General features: G+C 77.5%; 8 protein-coding genes. 4 read left to right on the forward strand and 4 right to left on the reverse strand.

Going from position 1 to position 7,045, the window contains the following annotated elements:
* Window positions 1-233 precede the first annotated feature (233 nt).
* Window positions 234-980, forward strand: coding sequence for a helix-turn-helix domain-containing protein (locus ACRYMN_RS17715; RefSeq protein ID WP_432497919.1), 747 nt, complete (start codon window positions 234-236; stop codon window positions 978-980).
* Here the strand turns inward: ACRYMN_RS17715 and ACRYMN_RS17720 are convergent.
* Complete coding sequence (locus tag ACRYMN_RS17720; RefSeq protein ID WP_432497921.1) at window positions 946-1,980, reverse strand: epimerase; 1,035 nt, start codon at window positions 1,978-1,980, stop codon at window positions 946-948. The two genes, ACRYMN_RS17715 and ACRYMN_RS17720, sit on opposite strands and share 35 nt — an antisense overlap.
* 56 nt (window positions 1,981-2,036) lie before the next feature.
* Window positions 2,037-2,420 (reverse strand): ATP-binding protein, encoded by a 384-nt coding sequence (locus ACRYMN_RS17725; protein ID WP_432497923.1) that lies wholly within the window; start codon window positions 2,418-2,420, stop codon window positions 2,037-2,039.
* Window positions 2,421-2,593: 173 nt separating this feature from the next.
* Between ACRYMN_RS17725 and ACRYMN_RS17730 the strand changes: the two genes are divergently transcribed.
* On the forward strand, window positions 2,594-3,205 hold the full coding sequence (locus ACRYMN_RS17730; protein ID WP_432497926.1) for a hypothetical protein: 612 nt from the start codon (window positions 2,594-2,596) through the stop codon (window positions 3,203-3,205).
* A 100-nt stretch (window positions 3,206-3,305) separates the two neighbouring features.
* Window positions 3,306-4,223: an NAD-dependent epimerase/dehydratase family protein gene (locus ACRYMN_RS17735; protein ID WP_432497929.1), complete on the forward strand. Its 918-nt coding sequence runs from the start codon at window positions 3,306-3,308 to the stop codon at window positions 4,221-4,223.
* 13 nt (window positions 4,224-4,236) lie between these two features.
* On the opposite strand, the gene ACRYMN_RS17740 is transcribed toward ACRYMN_RS17735, so the two are convergent.
* Both ACRYMN_RS17740 and ACRYMN_RS17745 read right to left on the reverse strand, forming a co-directional pair.
* Window positions 4,237-4,617 carry a DUF6958 family protein gene (locus tag ACRYMN_RS17740; protein WP_432497931.1) on the reverse strand — a complete coding sequence of 127 codons (381 nt, stop codon included), beginning with the start codon at window positions 4,615-4,617 and terminating at the stop codon, window positions 4,237-4,239.
* Between the two features lie 74 nt (window positions 4,618-4,691).
* Window positions 4,692-5,543 (reverse strand): fumarylacetoacetate hydrolase family protein, encoded by an 852-nt coding sequence (locus tag ACRYMN_RS17745; RefSeq protein ID WP_432497934.1) that lies wholly within the window; start codon window positions 5,541-5,543, stop codon window positions 4,692-4,694.
* A gap of 159 nt (window positions 5,544-5,702) precedes the next feature.
* On the opposite strand from ACRYMN_RS17745, the gene ACRYMN_RS17750 reads away from it, so the two are divergent.
* Window positions 5,703-6,692, forward strand: a complete 990-nt coding sequence (locus ACRYMN_RS17750) for an acetylxylan esterase (RefSeq protein WP_432497936.1) — start codon at window positions 5,703-5,705, stop codon at window positions 6,690-6,692.
* Window positions 6,693-7,045: the final 353 nt, after the last annotated feature.

A 7,045-nucleotide genomic window follows, 5' to 3' on the forward strand; every position in this document is an offset into this window, starting at 1 on the left:
CCGGGGCGCGCGGCGGGCGGGTGTGGGAGCGCTCTCACCGCGCAGCTACGACGTGTCGTAGATCGACTCCGCAACGCGTTGACACCGTCACCCGCATGGGTGAAGGTGTCAGCGTCCCAGGTTCGCGCGGGGGCTCCGAGGAGGTGCGCGTCCGGGACGGGGGGTTCGAGCACACGGACCCGTCGACCCCGCCCCGTAGCTGTCGCACACCCGCCACGGACCCCAGGGACGACATGACCGCAGAAGCTCCTCTCCGCGCGCCCGACGTCATCGACCTCACCGACGCGCACCCCCGCCCCGCGGTGCCCGCCGCTCGCCGCTTCACCAGCGTGACCACCGCGCCCGCGGCGCGCACCACCACGTCCGTGCTGCTGTGCGGCGTGGCCCCGGTGCCCGCGCACGGCCTGGTGGAGGCGCTGCGCCAGCACGGGGTGGACGGCACCACCGCCCGCGACCTCGCCGCGCTGCGCGACCCGCTGGACGGCACCACCGGCCCGGCACCGCAGGTGGACGTCGTCGCGGTGCCCGCGGGCACCGTCGCCGCCGCCGCGGGCCTGCTGCAGCGCGTGGCGGGCCGCGCCCCGGCGCTGGTCGCGCTGCTGGACGACCCGGCCCCGGCCTCGTACGCCGCCGCGCTGCGCGCCGGCGCGCGCGGCGCGGTGCACACCGGTGGGCCGCTCGGCGGGGTGGTCGCCGCGCTCTGCGCCGCGGCGCGCGGGTTCACCGTGCTGCCCGGCGGCGTCGCTCGCGCCCTGTGCCTGCCCCTGGTGGGCGTGCGCGTGCCGGAGGTGACCACCGACGAGCGCTCGTGGCTGCGCCTGCTGGCCGCCGGCGTGCCGGTCTCCGAACTGGCGGCGCGCACCTCCTACTCCGAGCGGGAGATGTACCGGCTGCTCGGGCGCACCTACCAGCGGCTGGGGGCCTCCAACCGCACCGAGGCGCTGCTCATCGCCCAGCGCGCGGGTCTGCTGGAGGCCTGACCCGGCCGGCCGCCGCGCGCGGGCGCACCCGGCGGCGCTGCTCGCGCGAGCGCGCCGCCAGGTCCTGCGCCGCGGCGGCCCACCGCGGGTGCTCGAACGTGAAGCCCGCCGCGAGCAGGCGGCCGGGCACGACGCGGCGGCTCTTGAGCAGCAGCTCGGTGTCGGTGCGCAGCACGAACGCTCCGACCTCGGCCATCAGGCGCGTGGCGGGCAGGCCCACGGGCACGCCCCAGGCCGCGCGCAGCGAGCGCATCAGCTCGCGCTGCGGGACCGGCTCGGGCGCGGCGAGGATGAAGGGCCCGTCGAGGTCGTCGCGCTCCAGCAGCAGCAGCACGGCGCGCACGAAGTCGTCGCCGTGGATCCAGGAGACGAACTGCTCGCCGCCGGCGACCGCTCCGCCCAGGCCGAGGCGCGCCATGGTGGACAGGTAGTCGAAGACGCCACCGGCGTCGGGGGTCATCACCATCGAGGTGCGCAGCACCGCGCGGCGCGTGGCGGGGGTGTCCGCCTCGGCCTGGGCCCGCTCCCACCGGCGGGCGATGCGCACGCTGTACTCCCAGTACAGCGGGACACCGGGTTCCTCCCCGCCGAGGACGCCGTCCTCCTCGTCGTGCGGCAGGTCGTCGCCGCGGCTGCGCGCGTCGGCGTAGATCGTCGCGGTGCTCATCTGCAGCCACACCCGCGGCGGGCGCGCGGCCCGGGCCACCGCCTCACCCACCGCCCGCGCGGAGTCCACGCGCGAGTCCATCATCTGGCGCAGGTTCGCGTCGGTGTAGCGGCAGTTCACCGTCCGGCCGGCGAGGTTGACGACCGCGTCGGCGCCGTCGACCTCGTCCTGCCACGGGCCCGGCGAGCGCCCGTCCCAGAGCACGTGCCGCACGCCGTCCTCGAGCCGCTGCGGCCGGCGGCCCAGGACGACCACGTCGTCGCCGCGCCGCGCCAGCGCCCGGCGCAGCACGCCACCGACCTGCCCCGTCCCGCCGGGGAGCACGACCTTCACGCCCGCGAGCGTAGGCCGCGCCCGGCCCGCGCGGGCCCTGCCGCGCGGACCCGCGCTCAGGCCGGCAGGTGGAACCAGACCGTCTTGCCGTTCCCGTCGGTCTCCACGCCCCACGCGTCGCTGAGCAGGTCCACCAGCGCCACCCCCCGCCCGGAGGTCTCGTCGGCGGCGGCCTCGCGCGCCACGGGCGGGTGCGGGTCGCCGTCGCCGACGGCCACGGCCATGCCGGGGGTGCCGTCGCACGTCACCCGCAGCGTCACGGGCGGGCAGCCGTGGGCGACGGCGTTGGTGACCAGCTCCGTGGTCAGCAGCTGGGCCTCGTCCAGCACCCGCGAGTGGTGCGCGGGGCAGTCGTGCTCGCGCAGGAAGCGACGCGCCTGCCCGGCGGCCCGGGCGTCCGGGACCAGCAGCAGGTGGGCGGGGGGCGTCACGTCGCACATGGGCGCATCGTCGCCGATGCCGTCGGCCGCGGCACACCGGCGGTCGGTGGCGCAGGCGCCGCCGACCGGCTCCGTCGTGCCCGCGGCTCGCACGCGTCGCGGGGCGCGGAGGTGTCGTGGCGGGACCGGGCGGTCCCGCACCGCAGGTGCCCCGCGACGCCTGGCCTCCAGCCGTGGAGCGACGCTCGTGGACCCCGGTCGTCGGCGCAGCCGTCGTGCTGGCCCTGCTGTCCCTAGCCTCGAACGTGACGACCGCCGCACAGACCACCGGCGGGGCGGACGCGCTGCTCGCCGTGCGCGGGACGCTCAGCCGGCTGCTCAACGCCGGGACGGTCTGGGCCGGGCTGGGGGTGCTGGCCGGGTGGCTGCTGCGCCGCCCCGCCCGGGCCGCCGTCGGCGGGGTCCTGTCCCTGCTCACCGCGTGCGTCGTGCACTACGGCACGGGGCGGGTCCTGGGGGTGTTCGAGCCGAGCGTGTGGGCGGACAACTCCTCCTGGTTCGCGGCCGCCGTGGTCGTGGGCGGACCGCTCGGCCTGGTGGGCGCGCTGGCCCGGCGCCCGGGCGGACGGGGGGTGCCGGCGCGCCTGGTCGTGCCCGCCGGCGCCGTGCTGGAGCCGTTCGTCACCGGCCTGTTCGCCACCCCCGCGGTGGCGACCTGGCCGCAGCGCGTGGCCGACCTCGCCAGCGGGACGGTGCTGCTGACCGCCGGCGCAGCGGGCTGCCTCGCGGTCCTCGCCGCCACCAGGAGGGCACCGCGCCGGCCCCGGGCCCGCGCCGCCGCGTGAGCCCCGCCGGCCGCGCCGCGCGGGGGCGGACCGGGGGCGGACCGGGGGCGCGGAGCGGACCGGCGGTGGCGCGGCGCGGGACGAGTGGTTGGCTGGCCGCATGCGCATCTTCTTCACCGGCGGCAGCGGCAAGGCCGGACACCACGTCGCCCCGTACCTGGCCTCGCAGGGCCACCAGGTCACCAACGCCGACCTCACCCCGCTGCGCCACCCCGGGGTCGCGGACCTGCGCGTCGACCTGACCGACGCCGGCCAGGTCTACTCGGCGATGGCGGGCACGCCCACGGGCGCCGACCTCGACGCCCCGGAGCCCGCCGCGACCAGCGGGTCCGCGTACGACGCGGTCGTCCACTTCGCCGCGATCCCCTCGATGCTGATCGCCCCCGACGCCACGACGTTCGCGACCAACATCCTCTCCCACTACAACGTGCTGGAGGCCGCGACCCGGCTCGGCGTGCGCAAGGTGGTCTTCGCCTCCTCGGAGACGACCTACGGCGTCTGCTTCGCGCAGGGCGAGCGCAAGCCGCTGTACGTGCCCGTCGACGAGGAGCACCCCGTGGTGCCCGAGGACTCCTACGCCATCTCGAAGGTGGCCGGCGAGGTGGTCGCGCGCTCGTTCCACGCCCGCACCGGCGCGGACGTGTACGGCCTGCGCATCAACAACGTCATCGAGCCCCACGAGTACGCCGAGAAGTTCCCGGCCTTCCTGGCGGACGCCTCGCTGCGCCGGCGCAACATCTTCGCCTACATCGACACCCGCGACCTCGGGCAGATGACCCTGCGCGCCCTGCAGACCGACGGGCTGGGTTTCCAGGTCTTCAACGTCGCCAACGCCGACACGTCGGTCGCCGCGAGCACGCAGGAGCTCATCGACACCTTCTACGACGGTGTCGAGGTGCGCCGCGAGATGGGCCCGCACGAGACCTTCTACAGCATCGACAAGGCCCGCGAGCTGCTCGGCTACGAGCCGCAGCACTCCTGGCGCGACGTGCTGGACGACCCGCGCGCCGAGGGGTGAGCGCCGTCCGCCGCTAGCGCGGGCGCCGGACGCGCTGGGGGGAGGAGCCGGGGACGACCTGCAGCAGCCCCCTGCCCTCCAGGTCGACCTTGACGTAGCGGGCGAAGTTGGTCAGGCGCCCGCCGGGGAAGGCGGGGTGGTCCCCCAGGCGCGCCTGGGTGGTCGCCACGATCGTCTTGAGCAGGGCACCGCGCTCGGGGTCGGCGTCGTCGACGACGTCGAGGATCACCTCGCGGAGCAGTTCCCACTGCTCCACCGGCAGGGTCCAGCCCTCCATGCCCCCCTCGAGGGCGCCGTTGAGCATCCGCACCCGTCCGCGCAGGCGGTCCTGCTCGTCGGTGGCGAAGGCCGAGGGGGGCACCTCCCAGCCGCCGTCGAGCCGTCGTCGAGCCACGCGCCCAGCGTGCCATCCGGCGGCGCGCCCGGGAACCGGCCGCGGCCGGGGCGCCCCGCCGGCGCCGCGCGCCCTCAGCCGGCGGAACCCACCGGGTTGCGCGTGCTGCCCAGGCCCTCGACCTCCGCCTCGACGACGTCGCCGGGGCGCAGGTACGGCTTGGGGTCCGGCCGGCCCATCGCCACGCCGGCGGGGGTCCCGGTGTTCAGCAGGTCGCCGGGTTCCAGGACCGTGAAGCGGCTGACGTAGCGCACCAGCTCGCCCACGCCGAACACCATGTCGGCGGTGCTGCCGTCCTGGCGCAGCTCGCCGTTGACGCGCAGCCGCAGGCGCAGGGCCTGCGGGTCGGGCACCTCGTCGGCGGTGACGAACCACGGGCCGACCGGGTTGAACGTCTCGCAGTTCTTGCCCTTGTCCCACGTGCCGCCGCGCTCGAGCTGGAACTCGCGCTCGGACACGTCGTTGCACACGACGTACCCGGCCACGTGCGCCAGGCCCTCCTCGGCGCTGTCGAGGTAGCGGGCGCGCCGGCCGATCACCACGCCCAGCTCGACCTCGTGGTCGGTGCGGGTGCTGCCGCGCGGGACGAGGACCTCGTCGTGCGGGCCGACGACGGTGGCCGGGGACTTCAGGAACAGGATCGGCTCGGTGGGCAGGCGCGAACCGGTCTCGGCGGCGTGGTCGCGGTAGTTCAGCCCGACGCACACGATCGTCACCGGCCGCGGCAGCGGCGGGGCCAGGCGCTGCCCGGCCAGCGGCACGCGCGGCAGCCCGCCGCCGGCCACGGCGTCGGCGGCCGCGCGCAGGTCCTGCGAGGACCACGGGCGGTGCGGGTCGAGCATGCCGCTCAGGTCGGCGCCGGTGCCCCCGTCCAGCAGGGCCAGCGGGCGCTCGCGGCCCGGCTCCCCCACGCGCAGCAGCTTCACGTCGGCTCCTCCCCGCCCCGGACCGCCCGGCGCCCCGGAGGCTAGCGGGCACGGGCAGGCGCGGCACGGGCGGCACGGGGCGGCGGCGCGCCACGGGGCGGCGCAGCGGCGCGGCGGGCAGGATGCGGCCCAGACGACCCGTCCGAGGAGGGACCCGCGGTGCCGCTGTCCGACATGACCCAGGCCGAGCTCGAGGCGTACGAGCCGGTCCTGACCCCGCCGCCCGGGCTGCGCGAGTTCTGGGACCGCACGCTGGCGGAGGCGCGCGCGCTGCCGCTGGACGTGCGCAGCGAGCCGCGGCCCACCCGGCTGGCGACCCTGGAGCACCACGACGTCTCCTTCGCCGGGTTCGGCGGGCACCGGGTGCGGGCCTGGCTGGTGCGCCCGCGCGGGGTGGACGGCCCGCTGCCGGCCGTCGTGGAGTTCATCGGCTACGGCGGCGGGCGCGGGCTGCCCGAGGAGCGCCTGACGTGGGCCAGCGCCGGGTACGCGCACCTGGTGGTGGACACCCGCGGGCAGGGCTCGGTGTGGGGCGGCGGCGGTCACACCCCCGACCCGGTCGGCTCGGAGCCGTCGGCCCCGGGCTTCACCACGCGCGGCGTGCTGGACCCGGACGAGTACTACTACCGCCGCGTCTACACCGACGCCGCCCGGGCGGTGGAGGCGGCGCGCGCCCTGCCGGGCGTGCAGGCGCACGCGGTGGCCGTCACCGGCGCCAGCCAGGGCGGGGCGCTGTCGCTGGCCGCCGGCGCGCTGGTGCCCGACGTGGCAGCGGTGCTGCCCGACGTGCCGTTCATGAGCCACCTGCGCCGCGCCGTGGAGATCACCACGACCGGCCCGTACCTGGAGATCGGCCGCTACCTGGCCGTGCACCGCGACCGGGTGGACCGGGCGCTGGAGACGCTGGACCACTTCGACGTGGCGCACCTGGCGCCGTGGGCGAGCGCCCCGGCGCTGTTCTCGGTGGCCCTGATGGACCGCACCTGCCCGCCCTCGACGGTGTACGCGGCGCACCGCGCCTACGGCGGCACGGCGGAGCTGGCGGTGTACCGCTTCAACGACCACGAGGGCGGGCAGGCGCACCACTGGCGCCGGCAGCTGGACTGGCTGGCCGCCCACCTGGGCGGGGTGCCCGCGCCGCGGGGGTGAGCGGGACGTGGCCGCGCGGCCCCGTACCGTGGCCGCGTGAGCGGACACCGCGTGCTGCCCCCCGCGTCGCCCCCGGCAGCGGCGCCCGCGCCCGACGGCGGACCCCGCGACGGACCGCACGCCGGACCGCTCGACGGGTCCGACGGCGGGCGGCTCGTCACCGCGGCCGCGCACCTGGCCGAGGAGCTGCTGGGCGGGCTGCACCCGCGCTGGGAGCACACCCGGGCGGGGGGGGGGGGGGGGGGGGGGGGGGGGGGGGGGGGGGGGGGGGGGGGGGGGGGGGGGGGGGGGGGGGGCGGCGGGCTGGCCGTCGTCGGCGTGAACGAGGCCTTCCAGCCAAAACGGTTCAACAC

The sequence above is a fragment of the Kineococcus gypseus genome (assembly GCF_050871305.1).
Lineage (GTDB): Bacteria > Actinomycetota > Actinomycetes > Actinomycetales > Kineococcaceae > Kineococcus > Kineococcus gypseus.

Bases quoted from the DNA above. Each gene is read 5' to 3' on its own strand.
- ACRYMN_RS17715 (WP_432497919.1), top strand. From the start codon at position 234: ATGACCGCAGAAGCTCCTCTCCGCGCGCCCGACGTCATCGACCTCACC.
- ACRYMN_RS17725 (WP_432497923.1), bottom strand. From the start codon at position 2,420: ATGTGCGACGTGACGCCCCCCGCCCACCTGCTGCTGGTCCCGGACGCC.
- ACRYMN_RS17735 (WP_432497929.1), top strand. From the start codon at position 3,306: ATGCGCATCTTCTTCACCGGCGGCAGCGGCAAGGCCGGACACCACGTC.